This window comes from Cupriavidus oxalaticus (assembly GCF_038900635.1).
In the GTDB taxonomy this organism is placed as follows: Bacteria; Pseudomonadota; Gammaproteobacteria; order Burkholderiales; family Burkholderiaceae; genus Cupriavidus; species Cupriavidus oxalaticus_B.
This window is the reverse complement of the sequence record NZ_JAYMRX010000002.1, coordinates 288140-304177: the sequence shown is the minus strand read 5'-3', so window position 1 is coordinate 304177 and position 16038 is coordinate 288140. Positions and strand designations below refer to the sequence as shown.

The 16038-nt window shown below is 68.6% G+C and carries 18 protein-coding genes; 8 read left to right on the top strand and 10 right to left on the bottom strand.

The window, feature by feature from the left end; all coding sequences use genetic code 11:
- Positions 1-30: 30 nt before the first annotated feature.
- The 3 genes from VSR71_RS05545 to VSR71_RS05535 all read right to left on the bottom strand — a co-directional run bounded on the left by VSR71_RS05545 (position 31) and on the right by VSR71_RS05535 (position 2140).
- A complete protein-coding gene (locus tag VSR71_RS05545; protein ID WP_342912908.1) occupies positions 31-876 on the bottom strand; it encodes a hypothetical protein in 846 nt (281 codons plus the stop codon).
- 68 nt (positions 877-944) lie between these two features.
- On the bottom strand, positions 945-1337 hold the full coding sequence (gene flhD, locus VSR71_RS05540) for a flagellar transcriptional regulator FlhD (protein WP_342912907.1): 393 nt from the start codon (positions 1335-1337) through the stop codon (positions 945-947).
- Positions 1334-2140 carry a helix-turn-helix domain-containing protein gene (locus tag VSR71_RS05535; RefSeq protein ID WP_342912906.1) on the bottom strand — a complete coding sequence of 269 codons (807 nt, stop codon included), beginning with the start codon at positions 2138-2140 and terminating at the stop codon, positions 1334-1336. The genes flhD and VSR71_RS05535 overlap by 4 nt, the downstream gene beginning before the upstream one ends.
- Positions 2141-2381: 241 nt before the next feature.
- Here VSR71_RS05535 and VSR71_RS05530 point away from each other — a divergent pair, with 241 nt between their 5' ends.
- Positions 2382-4361 carry a PAS domain S-box protein gene (locus VSR71_RS05530; RefSeq protein WP_342912905.1) on the top strand — a complete coding sequence of 660 codons (1980 nt, stop codon included), beginning with the start codon at positions 2382-2384 and terminating at the stop codon, positions 4359-4361.
- Between the two features lie 135 nt (positions 4362-4496).
- A complete protein-coding gene (locus VSR71_RS05525) occupies positions 4497-5477 on the top strand; it encodes a tripartite tricarboxylate transporter substrate binding protein (RefSeq protein ID WP_342912904.1) in 981 nt (326 codons plus the stop codon).
- Between the two features lie 30 nt (positions 5478-5507).
- Here VSR71_RS05525 and VSR71_RS05520 read toward each other — a convergent pair whose 3' ends face one another.
- Together VSR71_RS05520 and VSR71_RS05515 are read right to left on the bottom strand one after the other, a co-directional pair.
- Positions 5508-6368, bottom strand: coding sequence for an IclR family transcriptional regulator (locus VSR71_RS05520; protein ID WP_342912903.1), 861 nt, complete (start codon positions 6366-6368; stop codon positions 5508-5510).
- Positions 6365-7300, bottom strand: coding sequence for an IclR family transcriptional regulator (locus tag VSR71_RS05515; RefSeq protein WP_342912902.1), 936 nt, complete (start codon positions 7298-7300; stop codon positions 6365-6367). The genes VSR71_RS05520 and VSR71_RS05515 overlap by 4 nt, the downstream gene beginning before the upstream one ends.
- Before the next feature lie 321 nt (positions 7301-7621).
- On the opposite strand from VSR71_RS05515, the gene VSR71_RS05510 reads away from it, so the two are divergent.
- The 4 genes from VSR71_RS05510 (at position 7622) to VSR71_RS05495 (ending at position 12193) form a co-directional block, all read left to right on the top strand.
- Positions 7622-8581 carry an MBL fold metallo-hydrolase gene (locus VSR71_RS05510; protein ID WP_342912901.1) on the top strand — a complete coding sequence of 320 codons (960 nt, stop codon included), beginning with the start codon at positions 7622-7624 and terminating at the stop codon, positions 8579-8581.
- Positions 8582-8644: 63 nt separating this feature from the next.
- Positions 8645-10363, top strand: a complete 1719-nt coding sequence (locus tag VSR71_RS05505; RefSeq protein ID WP_342912900.1) for an FAD-dependent oxidoreductase — start codon at positions 8645-8647, stop codon at positions 10361-10363.
- A gap of 43 nt (positions 10364-10406) precedes the next feature.
- The gene (locus tag VSR71_RS05500) at positions 10407-10637 is read left to right on the top strand and encodes a DUF2783 domain-containing protein (protein WP_209755434.1); all 231 of its coding nucleotides are present in this window, start codon (positions 10407-10409) and stop codon (positions 10635-10637) included.
- A gap of 161 nt (positions 10638-10798) precedes the next feature.
- Complete coding sequence (locus VSR71_RS05495) at positions 10799-12193, top strand: MFS transporter (RefSeq protein ID WP_342912899.1); 1395 nt, start codon at positions 10799-10801, stop codon at positions 12191-12193.
- A gap of 66 nt (positions 12194-12259) precedes the next feature.
- Here VSR71_RS05495 and VSR71_RS05490 read toward each other — a convergent pair whose 3' ends face one another.
- Entirely contained in the window at positions 12260-12568 is a 309-nt protein-coding gene (locus VSR71_RS05490; RefSeq protein WP_342912898.1) for a hypothetical protein, read from the bottom strand.
- Positions 12569-12749: 181 nt separating this feature from the next.
- Between VSR71_RS05490 and VSR71_RS05485 the strand changes: the two genes are divergently transcribed.
- Together VSR71_RS05485 and VSR71_RS05480 are read left to right on the top strand one after the other, a co-directional pair.
- Positions 12750-12971 carry a DUF2188 domain-containing protein gene (locus VSR71_RS05485; RefSeq protein WP_209755439.1) on the top strand — a complete coding sequence of 74 codons (222 nt, stop codon included), beginning with the start codon at positions 12750-12752 and terminating at the stop codon, positions 12969-12971.
- Positions 12972-13163: 192 nt separating this feature from the next.
- The gene (locus VSR71_RS05480; RefSeq protein WP_342912897.1) at positions 13164-13301 is read left to right on the top strand and encodes a hypothetical protein; all 138 of its coding nucleotides are present in this window, start codon (positions 13164-13166) and stop codon (positions 13299-13301) included.
- Positions 13302-13319: 18 nt separating this feature from the next.
- Here VSR71_RS05480 and VSR71_RS05475 read toward each other — a convergent pair whose 3' ends face one another.
- From VSR71_RS05475 to VSR71_RS05460, 4 genes are all read right to left on the bottom strand, one after another.
- The gene (locus VSR71_RS05475) at positions 13320-13646 is read right to left on the bottom strand and encodes a hypothetical protein (RefSeq protein WP_342912896.1); all 327 of its coding nucleotides are present in this window, start codon (positions 13644-13646) and stop codon (positions 13320-13322) included.
- A gap of 99 nt (positions 13647-13745) precedes the next feature.
- Positions 13746-14024, bottom strand: a complete 279-nt coding sequence (locus tag VSR71_RS05470; protein ID WP_342912895.1) for a BON domain-containing protein — start codon at positions 14022-14024, stop codon at positions 13746-13748.
- Between the two features lie 15 nt (positions 14025-14039).
- Complete coding sequence (locus VSR71_RS05465; protein WP_342912894.1) at positions 14040-14603, bottom strand: BON domain-containing protein; 564 nt, start codon at positions 14601-14603, stop codon at positions 14040-14042.
- 98 nt (positions 14604-14701) lie between these two features.
- Positions 14702-15844: a flavodoxin family protein gene (locus tag VSR71_RS05460; protein ID WP_342912893.1), complete on the bottom strand. Its 1143-nt coding sequence runs from the start codon at positions 15842-15844 to the stop codon at positions 14702-14704.
- Positions 15845-16038 lie beyond the last annotated feature (194 nt).

The following is a 16038-nucleotide window of genomic DNA, read 5'->3' as shown; positions in this document are numbered from 1 at the left end:
GCACTAGTCGCACTAGTCGCACTAGTCGCACTAGCGTCCGCCCCGCGACCCTGCCGTGCTGCTCTCGCAGCCGGGGCCACAGGGCTGTTCCGGCGAGCACGCCAGGCGGAAGCGCTCGATCTGCTGGCGGAAGCGCTGCATCTGCTCGAACTGGTAGCGCGCATGCTCGGCGCCGTATGGCTTGCCTAGCTCATGCAGCGCACAGTCGGCGTCCCGCGACAGCGCATCGAGCGCCTGTGCCAGCGCCCGCCCTTCCACGCTGCGATGGCGGCGCAGGCGCCACGACAGCGCTTCCTGGCCCTGGCCGAACAGGCTCTGGTCGAGATGGCCAAGCCGGTCGGCGGTGGCTTGCGCATCATGAAGCGCCGCCAGGTAGGCACAGACGGCCGACAGCCGCTGGTTGATCTCGCCGCCGCGGTACAGCAGCTCGCCGGCGCACTTGCGCAATCGCTCCGCCGCGCCATGCTCGCCCGCCGGCGGGCCGTCGGGCACATAGGTGCCGAGCGGCCGCACCGACAACACCAGCCCCGGTGGCAGCACGCTGGTACACAGGCTGGCCAGCTGGCGCTGCAGCGCGCCATCGAGCTCGCAGCAGGCCACCACGTCGGCCTCGATGTAGAAGTCCAGCGACGCCTGCCGGCCCTGCCCGCTGTACACCACCGTGCGCACCGGCTGGTGTCCGGCCTGTACCAGCACGCGAAGCGCGGCCTCGATGCAGCGCTGCGCGATGCCGTCGCCCGGCAGCGCGCGGAACAGCGCGTGCGCGTAGGGCATGCCGGTGATTTCCGTGCGGGTCGGCAGGAACGCGCCCGGCTGGCTGGGGTTGCCGGACAGTCGCAGGCTGGTCTCGACGTAGCTCGGGGCAGTACACGTCATCAATAACTCCATGGTTGATTGCTATGCCCGTGCGGGCGGTGGCGGGGCGCGCAAGTGCCAGGCTGGCATCAGCGCGTCCCGCCGGCAGGCTGCGAGGCCATCACGATCGCCGCATGCATGCCCCGCAGCGGATGCCGCGCCTCGGCCTCCGTCAGCGATGCCAGCACCTTGCAATCGTCCAGCCGGAAGCGGCACAGCAGCAGGTTCGAGCGCGCCAGGGCCACCATCTGCGCCGGGGCCAGCGCGGCCAGAGCGCGCCCCAATTCCTGCCGCATGCCAAGCCGGAACAGTCCCTCGGCTTCGTGCTCGCGCAGCAGGCGCTGCGCCAGCATCAGGTATGACAGGTTCAGCTGCTGGATCTCGCGCAGGATGTCAGCTCCTGCAACGCCGCGGTCCGCCGCGCACGGTGTCGTGCCTGCGCTCGCATCCGCGGCGTCGGCGTCCTCTGGCTTGCGCGTCATTGGATGGGTGTCGTCCCAATGGCGGTTTCGGCGAAACCGGCGGCGGTGTCCTGGGCGGGCCGCGTCGAGATTGCCGGGCGTTCTGCGATGGCGCGCAACGCGGGCTTGTTCAGTAATTCGACGCAACGGCGCCGCACGCGGATCAGCCCGATCCCGGCCAGCCGCGAGAACTGGCGGCTGACCGTCTCCAGCGTCAGGCCGACATAGCTGCCGATTTCCTCGCGGCTCATGCGCAGGATGAACGCCGACGATGAAAAGCCGCGCGCCGCGAAACCGTCGGCCATCGACAGCAGGAACGTCACCAGCCGCTCCTCGGCGGTCATCAGCGCCAGCATGGTCTGCATGGCCCGCGCGCGCTGGGACAGGCAGTCGAGCGCCAGGAACAGCGGTATGGCCAGCGCGGGCGCTGCGGCCGTGGTGGCACTGTCCAGATCGACCGCTATCATGCACAGCCTGGTATCTTCCAGCGCCGTGGCATACGACGCGTAGCGAGCGCGCACGAGGCTGTCGAGCCCGACCAGTTCACCCGGAAAATGGAAGCCAACCACCTGTGTGCGCCCGTCTGCGGTGGTGACATGGGTCTTGACCGTGCCGACGCGGATCGCATAGAGCGCAGTGACCGGATCGCCGATCAGGTACAGCGGCTGCCCCTTGCGCAGCCGGATGCTGCGCTGCGGCTGCGGACCGGCAGCGGGATGCGCATGCCGTGCCAGGCCGGCGCCGTGGCAGCCATGGGCGTGGGGGCAACTGTCGCAGCAAGGCAGCGCGTCGGGCGGCGCGGACCAGTCTCTGGTCGGTGGCAATTGCATTGTTTCGTGACAAAGATTGACGGCGTATAAAAGCTGTGACCGATTTTATGGATCGTGCACCGCGTAACAATCTGTATCTTCCGAATCGTCGTCGCGAAGGTTCGGACCACTCAGGCGCCGCAGCCGCCTGCTTGGGCGCGGGGCGCGGTATCCTTATGTCATGCGCAGCGCCGCGCGGCGGCGCTCGCTTCCGGACATCGCCGGCAAACCGGCAGCAGCGAACCCAGATTTCGCCATGAAAAAAGCCCCCGCCGGCGCCGACGGCCCGGCCGCACACGCGTCACTTCGCAAGTCGCAGGGCAATGCCCCCGGCGACGCGACTCCCGACGCACCCTACCGGACCCTGGTCGAGTCCGTGCAGGACTACGCCATCTTCACGCTCGACGTGACCGGGCATGTGTCGAGCTGGAACAAGGGCGCGGCGCGCATCAAGGGCTATACCCGTGAAGAAATCCTGGGCAAGCACTTCTCGACCTTCTACACGCCCGACGCCGTGGCACGGCGCTGGCCGGATGCCGAGCTCAAGGCCGCCGCCGAGTTCGGGCGCTTCGAGGACGAAGGCTGGCGCGTGCGCAAGGATGGCAGCCGCTTCTGGGCCAATGTGGTGATCACGGCCCTCAAGGATCCGGACGGCAAGCTGATCGGCTTCGGCAAGGTGACGCGCGACATGACCGCGCAGCGCCGCACCGCCGAAGCGCTGCGCCAGAGCGAGGAAACGCTGCGGCTGCTGGTAGAGGGCGTGAAGGACTACGCGGTCTTCATGCTCGATCCCGCAGGCATTATCGTCAGCTGGAATTCCGGTGCCTCATACATCAAGGGCTATCGCCGCGACGAGATCCTGGGCCGGCATTTCTCGGTGTTCTACCCGCCCGACGACATTGCCGCCGGAAAGCCCGCGCGGCTGCTCGAACAGGCCCGGCGCGGCGGCCGCGTCGAGGACGAAGGCTGGCGCGTGCGCAAGGACGGTTCGCTGTTCTGGGCCAATGTCACGCTGACCGCCGTCTACGACGAATCGCGCGCGCTGCGGGGCTTTGCCAAGGTCACCCGCGACATGAGCGAGCGCCGGCGCCACCAGGAGCTGGAGCGCTCCAGCCAGCGCATGAGCGAATTCCTGGCCACGCTGTCGCACGAGCTGCGCAATCCGCTGGCGCCGGTGCACAGCGCGCTGGCGGCGATGCGGCTGGCGCCCGACGACCCGGCGCTGGCCAACAGGAGCCTGAGCCTGATCGAACGCCAGGTCACGCACCTGAGCCGGCTGGTCGACGACCTGCTCGACATCGGCCGCATCAACTCCGGGCGCATCGAGCTGCGCACCGCGCCGCTTGAATTCAACGAAGTGATTGCGCTCGCCACCGAGGCGGCACGGCCATCGCTCGAGGCAAAGTCGCAGCACGTCGCGGTGCAGACCCACGCCGCCGCGATCCCGATGCACGCGGACAAGATCCGGCTGGCGCAGGTGATGCAGAACCTGATCCTGAATGCGTCGAAGTTCTCGCCGGCTCAGACCACCATCAGCATCGTCACCGCCGTACAAAAACGTACCCTTCTGGTACAGGTGATCGACCAGGGGCGCGGCATCGCGCCGCAATCGCTGGAAGACATCTTCAACATGTTCGTGCAGGAAAGCCGCCCCGGCACCGATGCACATGGCGGCCTCGGCATCGGCCTGTCGCTGTGCCGCGCGCTGGTGGAACTCCATGGCGGCACCATTGCCGCGGCAAGCGCCGGGCCGGGCATGGGCAGCACCTTCACGTTGCGGCTGCCGCTGCCGGTGGCGCAGGAAACCGCCACGATGCAGCCCCCGGGGCAGGCCGCGGCCGGCGGCCATGCCAGCATCGTGCAACAGGCACAGCGCATCCTGCTGGTCGACGACAACCGCGATGCCGCCGACAGCCTGGCGATGCTTCTGGAAATGTGCGGCCACGACGTGACCATTGCCTACGACGGCGCCGAAGCGCTGCACGTGGCGCCCCGCTGCCGCCCGCATATCGCGCTGATCGACCTGGCCATGCCGGGCATGGACGGTTTCGAGGTGGTGCGCGCCATGCGCGGCGTGGCCGGCACCGATCAGACCCGCTATGTCGCGCTGACCGGCTTCGGCCAGCCTGCCGACCGGCAGCAGAGCGAGCGCGCGGGGTTCGATGCGCACCTGGTCAAGCCGGTGGAGCTGGAGACGCTGTTCGGCACCATCGCGCGCCTGCAGCGGCGCGAATAAGTTCCGCGCGACCGCCCCGCTGCGATCTGCGCAGGCGGCGGAAGGCCACCTTCGCCAAAGCCAAACCCGCGCCGCCGCGCGCTGCGACACACTGAGGCCCGTTCCATCGCCAGAAAACACATGAAGGAGACAGCGATGCAGGGTTGGATCAGGCGTGCAGCCAGCGGGCTGCTGTTCGCACTCGCCGCCACGGCGGCAGGCACGGCACTGGCGGACTACCCGGACAAGCCGGTCCGGCTGGTGGTGCCCTTCCCGCCCGGCGGCGCGACCGACCTGCTGGCGCGCGAGATCGGCAATGCCCTGTCGGCGCGGCTGCAGCAGCCGGTGGTGATCGACAACCGGCCCGGCGCCGGCGGCAACCTGGCTGCCGTCGCCGTGGCGCGCGCGCCCGCCGACGGCTACACGCTGCTGTTCGGTACCTTCGGCTCGCTGGCGGTCAACAAGAGCCTCTACGCCAGGCCCGGCTACGACCCGCTCAAGGATTTCGCCCCGGTCGCATCCGTGGCCTACCTGCCCAACGTGCTGGTGGTGCATCCCTCGGTGCCGGCGCGCAACGTGCAGGAACTGCTGGCGCTGGCGCGCAAGGAGCCGGGCAAGCTGACCTATGGCTCGTTCGGCAACGGCTCGTCGTCGCACCTGGCGGGTGAGCTGTTCACCCATCTCGCCGGCGTCGATATCGCGCATATTCCGTACAAGGGCAGCGCCGCGTCGATGACCGACCTGATCGGCGGGCGCATCACGATGATGTTCGACAGCGTTTCCACCGCGTTGCCGTATATCCGCGACCACCGCGTGCGCGCGCTGGCGGTGACCACGCAGAAGCCCTCGGAACAGTTGCCGGGCGTGCCTACGCTGGCCGCCGCGGGCGTGCCCAACTACGAACTGACGGCATGGTTCGGCGTGGCGGCGCCGGCCGGCACGCCCAAGGCAGTCGTCGACCGGCTCAACGGCGAGATCGTTGCCGCGCTGAAGCAGCCGGAGTTGTCGGCGAAGCTCGCGAGCCAGGGCACGGTGCCGTTCCCGGCCACGCCCGCGCAGTTCGGCAGCTATATCCGCGCGCAGTACGAGAAGTGGGACGGGCTGATCAAGTCCGCCAATATCCGGCTGGACCAGTAAGCGGCCAGTAAGCGGCCAGTCAGCTCCCAGTCAGCCGGCCGCGCCGCGCAACGCGCCGAAGCGCCACGACAAGCGCCGTGCCGCCTGCCGCACCAGCGCGGCGGGCGCGCCTTCGGTGCCGCTGTCGAAACTGCCGCTCGACCCCATCACCGCGATCACCAGCGCCAGGCTTCCGGTATGGTCGAACACCGGCGCCGCCAGCGTATCGATGCCCGGCACCGGGTGGCTCAGCGCGTTGTCGATCTGCGCCGCGCGCACCTTTGCCAGGCGGGCGGCGTAGTCGGCCGCAGGCATTCCGTCTTCCCCCAGCACCTGCCCGACGGCAGCGCCGGCCATGCGCAGGTAGTCGGTTTGCAGCAGCCCGGCGAGCACGTTGGCCGGCAGGTGCGCGGCCACGGTGCGGCCGATCGCGGTGTGGACCAGCGACAGCACCGTGCCGACGCGCAGGCTGACATGCTGCGGCCGCGCCGATTCCTCAAGCCTGACCACGGTCGGACCCATCGGGCCCAGCACCGCCATGGCCACGCTCAGGCCGGTGGTGCCGGCAAGCTCGATCACTTCAGGCTCGGCCTCGCGCGTCGGCGACAGCCGCTGCAGCGCAACCAGTCCGAGCTCCAGCCCGAGCGGACCGCACAGGTAGTTGCCGGCGGCGTCGCGCGCGAGCAGCCCGGTCTTCTGCAGGCTGACCAGGTGCGGGAATGCCTTGGCGGCGGGCATGCCGGCAGCCAGCGCGAGGTCGCGCAAGGCCAGCGGACGGCCAGCGGCGACCAGCGCGCCCAGCAGCTGGCCGGTGCTGTCCAGGGACTGGATGCCGCGCTGCGGCTTGCCGCCGTCGGCGTCGGCATCCGGGCTGGCGATGCCGGCCGGGTCGGGTATGCGGTTCGGGGTCATGCCTGGTTTTCCTCTTCGGCGCCTTCCGCACCTTCCGCACCTTCCGCACCTTCAGCACCTTCAGCACCTTCAGCACCTTCAGCACCTTCAGCACCTTCAGCACTTTGCGCACGCAGGGTCGCTGCGATATCGGCCGCTGCCGCCATCAGCGCCCGTGCGGCGGTGCCGTTCCAGTCGACGTCGATGGCGCCGGTCGAGCCGACCAGCGTCAGCACCAGCCGCAGCGCCCCGGCAGCGTCCAGCACCGGCACGCTGAGGCTGCTGACCGCGGGGCTGGGCGTGTCGATGCTGCGCTCGATGCCGCGCTCGCGGATGACCTGCAGCGTGCCGCCGAAGTCCTGCAACTGCGCCGCCAGCTGCGCTTCCGTGGCGTCCGGCTGCTGCGCGCGCCACAGCGGCTGCCACTGCGCCGGTGGCCGGAACGCGCAGTAGACGCGGCCGGTGGCGGTGGCCGCCAGCGCCATCACCGTGCCCACGTGCAGGTTCACATGCAACGGCGCGCTGGCGGGCACGTAGCGCACGATGGTCGGCCCCTGCGGCCCGGCGATGCTGATCGCCACGCTGAAGCCCGACGACCGCGCCAGCGCGTCGACGCGCGGCAGCGCGGCGCGGTAGGCCGGATCCTGCTCCAGGCGCAGCATGCCCAGCTGCAGCGATAGCGGGCCGGGTTCGTAGCGGCCGGAGACATGGTCGCGCTTGAGCAGGCCCAGTCGTGTCAGGCTGACTAGGTAGGCGTGCGCCTGCGCCGGCGCCAGCTGCGCGGCCTCGGCCAGCGCGGCCAGCGGCATCGGTACGCGCGCCGCCGCCAGCGCGGCCAGCAGCCGTCCGCCGACTTCCACGCTCTGAATGCCGCGCTGGGCCTTGTCAGCCTTTTCCGGCTTCCCGTCCCTTTCAGCCTTGCCGGCCGCGCCGGTTGCCTTGCCCCTGGCCATTGCCACCCTGTGTGATCGGAAAACCCGGATATTAATCGAACGCCTTCCGCGCGCCCTCGAATCGGGGTAAACCCGCAACCCAATCAGCCGCTCGATCCACTTGCCTCGTGGTGCCGCTAATTTGTTTTAGACAAATGAATTAGCTATTGATTAATTTGGCGGACTTTCCTAAGATGGCACTACCCCGTCGCAACACGCAGGCATCGCCGCGTGGAAGACCCATAGAAACGGGGGCGAGACAGCCCGTGCCGCCAGACCCGAACTGCGGCATGCCCGCCATGCGCACGTGCCGTCTTGCTCCCCCTCACAAAGGAAGACGCCATGTCCAAGGCATTTGCATCCCAAGCCGACCTCGAAGCCAAGCAAGTCACCTTTACCCAGCTGTCCGAGAACGCCTGGGCCTACACCGCCGAGGGCGACCCCAATTCCGGCGTCGTGATCGGCGACGACGGCGTGCTGATCGTCGACACCACCGCCACGCCGGCGATGGCGCAAGACCTGATTGCGCGCATCCGCACCATCACCGACAAGCCCATCAAGTACGTGGTGCTGTCGCACTACCACGCGGTGCGCGTGCTGGGCGCATCGGCCTACTTCGCCGAAGGCGCGCAGCAGATCATCGCCAGCCGTGGTACCTGGGAAATGATCGTCGAGCGCGGCGAGGCGGACATGAAGTCCGAGATCGAGCGCTTCCCGCGCCTGTTCGCCGGCGTCGAGACCGTGCCCGGCCTGACCTGGCCGACGCTGGTATTCGAGAAGGAAATCACGCTGTTCCTCGGCAAGCTGGAAGTCCGCATCGCCCACCTGGGCTCTGGCCACACCAAGGGCGACACCGTGGTCTGGCTGCCGCAGCAGAAGGTGCTGTTCTCCGGCGACCTGGTCGAATACGACGCCGCCTGCTATTGCGGCGATGCCCAGCTGGAAGAATGGCCCGCCACGCTCGACGCGCTGCAGGCGCTCAACCCCGAGAAGCTGGTTCCCGGCCGCGGCCCCGCGCTGACCACGCCGGAAGATGTGAAGAAGGGCCTCGCCTATACCAAGGACTTCGTCACCACGCTGTTCCAGTCCGGCAAGGAAGCAGTGGCCGAAAAGCTCGACCTGAAGGCCGCGATGGCGCATACGCGCCAGGCCATGGACCCCAAGTTCGGCCATGTCTTCATCTACGAGCACTGCCTGCCGTTCGACGTCTCGCGCGCCTATGACGAGGCCAGCGGCATCCGCCACCCGCGCATCTGGACCGCGCAGCGCGACAAGGATATGTGGGCCGCGCTGCAGGACTGAGCGGACGAAGACCCATAACAAGTCGGGCAACGAAGCAACACAGAGTGGGATGGAGAGACAGGCATGAGCAGCATCGACTACCAACGGATGTCGTTTGAGTACCAGCCCTGCGCGGAACAGCGCGGGACGCAGGCGGATGGCCCGGTCCATCCTGTCGTGGTGGTGGGGGCCGGTCCGATCGGGCTTGCCACCGCCATCGATCTGGCGCAGCGCGGCGTGCGCGTGGTGCTGGTCGACGACGACTGCACGCTGTCCACCGGTTCGCGCGCCATCTGTTTCGCCAAGCGCACGCTGGACATCTTCGACCGGCTGGGCTGCGGTGAGCGCATGGTGGACAAGGGCGTGAGCTGGAACGTCGGCAAGGTGTTCCTGCGCGACCAGCAGGTGTACAGCTTCGACCTGCTGCCGGAGAGCGGCCATCGCCGCCCGGCGTTTATCAACCTGCAGCAGTACTACGTCGAGGGCTTCCTGCTGGAACGCGCGCAGGCGCTGCCCAATATCGAGATCCGCTGGCACAACAAGGTGGTCGGCCTGGAGCAGCGCGCGGACGGCGCGGTGCTGACCATCGAGACGCCCGAAGGCTGCTACCCGCTGGCCGCTCGCTACGTGGTGGCCGCCGATGGCTCGCGCAGCCCGATGCGCAAGCTGCTCGGCCTGGACAGCAAGGGCCGCACCTTCCGCGACCGCTTCCTGATCGCCGACGTGAAGATGGAAGCCGACTTCCCCAGCGAGCGCTGGTTCTGGTTCGACCCGCCTTTCCACCCCAACCAGTCGGTGCTGCTGCACCGCCAGCCGGACAATGTCTGGCGCATCGACTTCCAGCTCGGCTGGGACGCCGACCCGGTGCTGGAGAAATCCCCCGAGCGCGTGATTCCGCGCGTGCAGGCATTGCTCGGCAAGGACGTCAGGTTCGAGCTGGAATGGGTCAGCGTGTACACCTTCTCGTGCCTGCGCATGGACAGCTTCCGCCACGGCAATATCCTGTTCGCCGGCGACTCGGCGCACGGCGTATCGCCGTTCGGGGCGCGCGGTGCCAACAGCGGCGTGCAGGATGCCGAGAACCTGGCGTGGAAGCTGGCCTACGTGCTGCAGGGCCACGCTGCCGACAGCCTGCTCGATACCTACGCCAGCGAGCGCGAATATGCCGCCGACGAGAACATCCTGAACTCGACCCGCGCCACGGACTTCATCACGCCCAAGAGCGCCGTCAGCCGCGTATTCCGCGATGCGGTGCTGACGCTGTCGAAGCGGCATGCCTTTGCCCGCGGCCTGGTCAACAGCGGCCGACTGTCGGTGCCAGCCGTGCTGCACGGCTCGCCGCTGAACACCGGCGACGCCGATGACGGATATGCCGGCGGCATGGTGCCAGGCGCGGTCTGCGCGGACGCGCCGGTGTCCGGGCCGCAGGGTGCCGGCTGGCTGCTGTCGCACCTGGGGCAGGATTTCACCGTGCTGCTGTTCGGCAATCCCGATGCCATCGACGCCGCCACGCTGGCCGACCTGTCCGCGCTCGGCCAAGGCAACGTACCGCTGCGGCTGGTCTACGTCACGGACGCGGCGCAGCCGGCGATGACCTGTTCCAACGCCACCGTGCTGCGCGACGACCAGGGCCTCGCCGCCGCCCGCTACGGCGCCGCGCCCGGCACCTGCCACCTGGTGCGGCCCGACCAGCATGTGTGTGCGCGCTGGCGCCGTGCCGACCCCGCCGCGATCCGCGCCGCGCTGGCGCGCGCCACCGGCGCCGGCCTGGCCGCGCCGGCCCCTGACCGCATCGCCGCCTGAAGCGGACCGCATGCCGCAACGCACTCGAACAGGAGCCGACAACATGCCCGCCACCCTCAATACGCAACCCAACCTCACCCGGCCCGACGATTTCTACGAAGCGCTGATCGAGATGCACCGCGATCTCGACGACGCCCAGAGCCAGGCCGCCAACGCGCAGCTGATCCTGCTGCTGGCCAACCATATCGGCGACCACGACGTACTGCTGGCCGCGCTGCAGGCCGCGCGCGAAGGCGTGGCCGACATGCCGGGCGCCGCAGCGCCGGCAGCCTGACACGGCACGGGCGCGGCCAGGCCGCGCCCCGCTCCGCTCTTTCCCTGGCCTGACCCAGCTCCGCCAGACAGCGCGCAACAGACGCGCCCGGCGGCGCCATTCCTGGCTGCAACCCACCCCGACGCAACACCCGCAGCCACCACCATACGGAGACAAACAGCATGAGCCATCCGGTCTCAGGGGATCTTGCGTCCCTGCATCTGACGCCCGCCAACACCACTGCCCTGCCAGCGCTGCCGGCGCGAGAGGAAGACGCGCTCTACCGCAAGGTGTGGCTGCGCATCATCCCGTTCCTGTTCGTCTGCTACGTGGTCTCGTTCCTGGACCGCATCAATATCGGCTTCGCCCAGTTGCAGATGAAGCAGGACCTTGGCTTCAGCGACGCCATGTACGGGCTGGGCGCTGCAATTTTCTACGTCGGCTACGTGCTGTGCGAGGTGCCGAGCAACATGCTGCTGGCGCGCTTCGGCGCGCGCCGCACCTTCACGCGCATCATGGTGCTGTGGGGGCTGGCCTCGGTGGGCATGATGGCCGTGTCGACACCGGCGCAGTTCTACACGCTGCGATTCCTGCTGGGCGTGTTCGAGGCGGGCTTCTTCCCCGGCATCGTGCTGTACCTGACCTACTGGTTTCCGGCGCGGCGCCGCGCCGCGGTGATGGCGATATTCTTTGCCGGCGTGGCGGTGGCGGGCGTGCTCGGCGGCCTGGTCTCAGGCTGGATCATGCGCGACATGGCCGGCGTGCTCGGCCTGCAGGGCTGGAAGTGGATGTTCGCGATCGAAGGTGCGCCTGCGGTCTTGCTCGGGCTGATTGCCGCCCGCTGCCTGGTGGACGGTCCGGAACAGGCCCGCTGGCTCGGCGCCGGCGAGCGCGCATATCTGATCCGCGCCGCCGCAGGCGAGGCGGCCAGCGCCGCCGATGCAGCGAAAGACGGCCATTCGCTGCAGGCGCTGCGCCGGGTGCTGCGCAACCCGCGCGTGTACCTGTTCGCGTTTATCTATTTTTCGCTGACTTGCGGTTCGCTCGCGCTGAGCTTCTGGATGCCGCTGATCATCCGGGATTTCGGCATCACCGACGTGATGTCGGTCAGCCTGTATTCGGTGGTGCCCAATGCCGTCGGTGCGGTCGGGCTGATTCTGATCGCGCGCCATTCCGACCGCACCGGCGAGCGCCACCGGCACTTCCTGCTGTGCACCGCAGGCGGCGCGCTGGCACTGGCCGCGCTCACGCTGCATCCGTCCAGCCTGGCCATGATGCTGGCGATCCTCTCGGTTGCGGCGGTGCTGATCTTTGCCGCGCTGCCGGTGTTCTGGTCGCTGCCGCCCAGCTACCTGCCCGCTGCGGGGGCCGCGGCCGGCATCGCCATGATCAGCAGCGTCGGCATCACCAGCGGCATCGTCAGTCCGTGGGTGATCGGGCAGATCAAGACCCGCACCGGCAGCCTCGACCATGCGCTGTTGCTGCTGGCGGCGCTGCTGCTCGCCAGCGGGCTCGCAATGTGGCTGGGCGTGCCGCGCCAGCCCGTGCAAGGGTCCCGCCAGGCCCGGCAGGATTAACCTGCAGGAAGGGCCTGCAGCGGGGTTCGTCAAACCGGAAGGTCCGCACCCGCACGGGTGCGGCGTTCAGTGGGACCGGCCGCAGGGAATGACCTGCGCGATCTCCTCGTGCATTACCTCGACCACATCGTCGATCTCCAGCCCTTCGGCCGTCACCAGCACGTCCTGTCCGCGGCCGATCGCGTAGACCACGCCGCGCCAGCGGCCGGGCTCCACGGCCTCGCACAGGCGGATATTGAATTCGGTGTCCTGGTCCTGGCTGTACACGGTCACCAGGTCGCCAATCTGGGGAGCCTGTACCGCTTCTCCGTCGAACGCCCGGGCCACCACGGTTACCGGCGACTGCGTCAGCCCCCTGGCAAATCTCGCACGCATGGTCCGCTCCTCTAATGCGATCCAAGTCCAGCTTACAAGAGGGGCGCCAAATAACCAGAAATTTCCATGAAAAAGTCGGGCTTGCTGCCCTCCGCGCAGTCCGGCCTGTCAGACGCTGCCGGATAGACAGCCGCCGTACATCGCCCACAATAAAGGCATGGACAGCCAAGGAGATAGCAAAATGGGCACGAGCATACACGTTGTGCCGCATCGGGATGGCTGGGATGTCATCCATGAAGGCGCCCGCTACGCGGAATCCCACCACGCCACCCAGGAAGAAGCCATCGCCGCCGCGACCACGCAGGCGCAGCGCGAGCATGTTGAACTGCTGGTCCACGGCCGTGATGGCCAGATCCGCTCGCGCAACAGCTTCGGCCACGATCCACGCACCATACCGGGCTAACCCCGCGGGCTAACCCGGCCTCGCCGGACAACGCTTCCGGCGCCCCACCCTGCGCAGGCGCATCCATACCACCGCACCGGGACGAACTGCAGGCAGCAGCCGCCATCGCAGCCGCGGCGGTGCCGCTGCCGCAGGTCGATGACCCCGCCCAGAACCCCTTCTCCGGACCCTTCCCCAACTCACTCTCGAGGATTGCAGAGCCACTATGCGCGCGCGGCACTGCCGCGGCAGTTCGATGCGCTGCTGTGGTTCGACCGCACGCGTGCGGTCCCGGCCTTGCCGGCCAGCCCGGCGCCGGGCGCGCCGGAGACCTGGCCGTCCGGGCTGTAGCGAGGGCTATAGCGCGGGCTATAGCGGCTGCTTGCGGGATTTCGGCGCCTTCGGCTCTGACGCCGGATAGTCATACCGCTGCGCCGACTGCGGCCCCTCGTTCACCGCTGGCGATGCCGGCGTGGCGGGCGTGGCCGGCGTCGCGCGGCCGCCGCTGGTGGATGGCGATGCAGGCGTGGCCGGCGTAGCCGGCGTGGCGCGCCGCGTATCGCCCTGCCCCGGCATGACATCGGACGCGGAAGTTCCTGGGGCACGGGTGTCGGCGCCTGGCCGCGTGGTCGTGGTCTGGGCCCAGGCCGGAACGCTCAGCAGCGCGGCCAGTGCAAAGCTTGCAAGATGCTTCATGGAATCTCCTTGTTTCCGTGGATAGCCGGCCTCATTGGACAGCCGGCCGCGAGTCCGTGGCCGATGCGAAAGTCGTGCCATGCGGCGCTCGCTGGCGCCTCACCCGCCGGTACGGTCCGGCGCCACGCTGGCGTGGTTGATCACCTCCCGAACGCCACCGGCCGATCGAATGCTGGCCTCGACCGCCGCGCGAGCCTCCTGCGTGCCGACCGCGCCTTCGATGGTGACGCGCCCGTCTGCGACATTCAGCGCGATCTCGCTGACATCGAGGCCGCTGTCCCACAGCCGCGCGCACAGCGCGGCCTGCAGTTCGACGTCAGCGGCGGTGACTGCGTTGCCGCGCGGATTGGCTGGCTGCGTATTGGATGAATCCTGCATGCGTGGCCCCCGGCGTCAGTACATGCGCATGCCGTGGCCCGGATGCGCAGCCGTAGCCTCGCCCCGCGCCACGCGCAGGTGGTTCACCACCTCGGTGACGCCGTAGATCTCGTCCGCGATATCTTCGATCCGGTACTTCTGCTGGCGATGCGGCACGCAGCCCTCCAGTGTGACCACGCCCTGCTCCACCCGCACCTCGACATCTTCCACCTCCAGCCGGGCGCTGCGCGCAAGCTGCTCGCACAGGTCTTCCAGGATGCGCGCGTCGCTGCGCTGGTAGTTGCGCGGGCCTACGGGGCGTACCGAGCGCGCCTGGCGCGGTCCACCGCGATACAGGTCCATGCGCTCGTTGTAGCCGGTAAATTGCCGGTAAGGATCCCGCCCCCGCGGCGCTTGCCGGCCGCGTGCGTCTGATGGGTTGACGGACTGCCAGCCCTGCGAGCCCACGAACTCGCCGGGGTCCACCGGCTCGTCATAGTCGTAGACGCCATAGGCGCCAACGTAGTGGCTGCGCATATCGGTTTCCGGCACGGCGTTTTCGTGCCAGGGTGGTCCGCGCCGGTTGTCTCTACGGTCCATTGTCGTCTCCGCTTTCCGTGCCGGTCATTGCAGCGCCGCTATCTGAGGCGCCATCATCTGCGGCGCCACCATCTTCGGCGCCACCATCTTCGGCGCCGTTACTTCTGCCGCGGCGGCACCAGGCCGCGGTCGGGATCGCTGAGCTTGCCGGCGCGCAACTGCTGCACCGCGCACGCCAGCGCACGCGCCACGTTGTCCACCTCGCCGAATACGCCCTCATCCTGGTCGAGTTCCACATGGCTGGTGGCATAGGGCTTGTAGTAGCCGATGAACCGGTCCAGCCTCGCCTGCGGGCCGGCATCGATCAGGCCCATCCAGTCGAGCCAGTCTGACAGCGCGCGGCGCACGCCTTCGATGCCGGCCACGTCGCCGTGGACCACCAGCCCGTAGGTACGGCCTGCCAGGTGCTTGGGATAGTCCCACCCCGCCAGCTCGATCGCCTTGGCACGCACCGCGTCCTTGCCCTGCGTGCTGGTCGGATCGGGGTTGCCGCCGTCGGCGCAGACCAGCCGGTCCATCATCAGCTTGAGCGGGCTGCTGGCCTGGTACCAGTAGACCGGCGTGACGATCAGCACGCCATGGCAGCCGGCCCAGCGCGGATAGATGTCGTTCATCCAGTCGTTGACCTGGCCGAGCGCGTGGTTGGGGTAGCAGCTGCAGGGCCAGTGGCATAGCGGCATCGAGGTCGAGACGCAGCCCTTGCACGGATGGATGCGCAGATCGGCATCCGAGGTAAGCAGGCTCAGGTCGAGCATATCGATCTCCATGCCCTGCGCTTCCAGCGTTGCCCGCGCGCGCTGCGCCAGCCGCCATGACTTGGACATCTCGCCGGGGCAGGTGTAGTCGTTGCGCGCGGCGGCACAGACCAACAGCACGCGCGAAGGCGTGGCAGGGTCAGCCTGCCGTTGCTGCGCCACGCGGACCGCCTCGCTGGCCGCGCGCCATTCGTCGGACAGCTCGTAGTCCGGATCGGCGTAGCCGGGCCCGGCCTTGTGCTTCAGCGGCGCCTTTCGGCCCTCGTGATAAGCCTCCCACGCAATGCGCTCAAGCCGCACCAGGGCGTCGTCCTCATCCCGGTACGCGGGGTCGGTGAAGCGCGCCATGAAGCGCTGCCGGAAAGTTTCGCGCGGCAGCGGCTCGCTCACCTGGCCCTTGCGGACATCGCCGGGATCACCGGGATAGCGCTGCTTGCGGGGTGCATCCGGCGCCGGCTGGTTCGGCTTGCGCGTCGGGTCTGGCATAGGTGTCTCCGTGGTCGAGTCGCCGTGAACTCTGCGATGTGTGTGCTGGTACAGGACATGCAAGATAGGCGCCATCGTTCAGCGCCGTGTATAGCGCCCGCGGCCACGCAGCTTTTACAAGGCCGCTGCTGGCGCTGCATGTACTTTTTTCCTCGCTTGAGGGGCTGGCGCGACGCTGTGACGACCGCTGTGCG

Coding starts and splice junctions, on each gene's coding strand:
- VSR71_RS05545 (WP_342912908.1), bottom strand. CDS start 876: ATGACGTGTACTGCCCCGAGCTACGTCGAGACCAGCCTGCGACTGTCC.
- flhD (WP_342912907.1), bottom strand. CDS start 1,337: ATGACGCGCAAGCCAGAGGACGCCGACGCCGCGGATGCGAGCGCAGGC.
- VSR71_RS05530 (WP_342912905.1), top strand. CDS start 2,382: ATGAAAAAAGCCCCCGCCGGCGCCGACGGCCCGGCCGCACACGCGTCA.
- VSR71_RS05525 (WP_342912904.1), top strand. CDS start 4,497: ATGCAGGGTTGGATCAGGCGTGCAGCCAGCGGGCTGCTGTTCGCACTC.
- VSR71_RS05520 (WP_342912903.1), bottom strand. CDS start 6,368: ATGACCCCGAACCGCATACCCGACCCGGCCGGCATCGCCAGCCCGGAT.
- VSR71_RS05515 (WP_342912902.1), bottom strand. CDS start 7,300: ATGGCCAGGGGCAAGGCAACCGGCGCGGCCGGCAAGGCTGAAAGGGAC.
- VSR71_RS05510 (WP_342912901.1), top strand. CDS start 7,622: ATGTCCAAGGCATTTGCATCCCAAGCCGACCTCGAAGCCAAGCAAGTC.
- VSR71_RS05505 (WP_342912900.1), top strand. CDS start 8,645: ATGAGCAGCATCGACTACCAACGGATGTCGTTTGAGTACCAGCCCTGC.
- VSR71_RS05500 (WP_209755434.1), top strand. CDS start 10,407: ATGCCCGCCACCCTCAATACGCAACCCAACCTCACCCGGCCCGACGAT.
- VSR71_RS05495 (WP_342912899.1), top strand. CDS start 10,799: ATGAGCCATCCGGTCTCAGGGGATCTTGCGTCCCTGCATCTGACGCCC.
- VSR71_RS05490 (WP_342912898.1), bottom strand. CDS start 12,568: ATGCGTGCGAGATTTGCCAGGGGGCTGACGCAGTCGCCGGTAACCGTG.
- VSR71_RS05485 (WP_209755439.1), top strand. CDS start 12,750: ATGGGCACGAGCATACACGTTGTGCCGCATCGGGATGGCTGGGATGTC.
- VSR71_RS05475 (WP_342912896.1), bottom strand. CDS start 13,646: ATGAAGCATCTTGCAAGCTTTGCACTGGCCGCGCTGCTGAGCGTTCCG.
- VSR71_RS05470 (WP_342912895.1), bottom strand. CDS start 14,024: ATGCAGGATTCATCCAATACGCAGCCAGCCAATCCGCGCGGCAACGCA.
- VSR71_RS05465 (WP_342912894.1), bottom strand. CDS start 14,603: ATGGACCGTAGAGACAACCGGCGCGGACCACCCTGGCACGAAAACGCC.
- VSR71_RS05460 (WP_342912893.1), bottom strand. CDS start 15,844: ATGCCAGACCCGACGCGCAAGCCGAACCAGCCGGCGCCGGATGCACCC.